Origin of the sequence: Streptomyces sp. VTCC 41912 (genome assembly GCF_045799175.1) — a bacterium.
Classification (GTDB): Bacteria; Actinomycetota; Actinomycetes; order Streptomycetales; family Streptomycetaceae; genus Streptomyces; species Streptomyces albulus_C.
Genome location: NZ_JBJMAB010000098.1, coordinates 1 through 1,009, shown reverse-complemented (window position 1 = coordinate 1,009; position 1,009 = coordinate 1). Strand labels below are relative to the sequence as shown.

The window sequence follows — 1,009 nt, the reverse complement described above, 5'->3', positions numbered from 1 at the left end:
TGTTCGCCGGGTTCGCGAACTGGATCATGCCGCTGCAGATCGGCGCGCCGGACGTGGCGTTCCCGCGGCTGAACATGTTCGCCTACTGGCTCTACCTCTTCGGCTCGCTGATCGCGGTCGCCGGCTTCCTCACCCCGCAGGGTGCCGCGGACTTCGGCTGGTTCGCCTACTCGCCGCTCTCGGACGCGGTGCGGTCGCCGGGTGTCGGCGCCGACATGTGGATCATGGGTCTGGCCTTCTCGGGCTTCGGCACGATCCTCGGTTCGGTCAACTTCATCACCACCATCATCTGCATGCGCGCCCCGGGCATGACGATGTTCCGGATGCCGATCTTCACCTGGAACGTGCTGCTGACCGGTGTGCTGGTCCTGCTCGCCTTCCCGGTGCTGGCCGCCGCGCTGTTCGCCCTGGAGGCGGACCGCAAATTCGGTGCCCACGTCTTCGACGCGGCCAATGGCGGCGCATTGCTCTGGCAACACCTCTTCTGGTTCTTCGGCCATCCAGAGGTGTACATCATTGCCCTACCGTTCTTCGGCATCATTTCCGAGGTCATTCCGGTCTTCTCCCGGAAGCCGATGTTCGGTTACGTCGGCCTGATCGCCGCGACGATTTCCATCGCCGGTCTTTCGGTGACGGTCTGGGCGCACCACATGTACGTGACCGGCGGTGTGCTGCTGCCGTTCTTCTCCTTCATGACATTCCTCATCGCGGTCCCGACCGGTGTGAAGTTCTTCAACTGGATCGGCACGATGTGGAAGGGCTCACTGTCCTTCGAGACACCGATGCTCTGGGCGATCGGCTTCCTGATCACCTTCACCTTCGGTGGTCTGACCGGCGTCATCCTGGCGTCGCCCCCGATGGACTTCCACATCTCCGACTCGTACTTCGTCGTGGCCCACTTCCACTACGTCGTCTTCGGCACGGTCGTCTTCGCGATGTTCGCCGGCTTCCACTTCTGGTGGCCGAAGTTCACCGGCAAGATGCTCGACGAGCGGCTCGGAAAGATCAC

The 1,009-nt window shown here is 62.9% G+C and carries 1 protein-coding gene; it reads left to right on the top strand.

The window, feature by feature from the left end:
* The coding region (locus ACJ6WD_RS41285) for a cbb3-type cytochrome c oxidase subunit I (RefSeq protein ID WP_407617814.1) at positions 1–1,009 on the top strand (1,009 nt) is incomplete at both ends.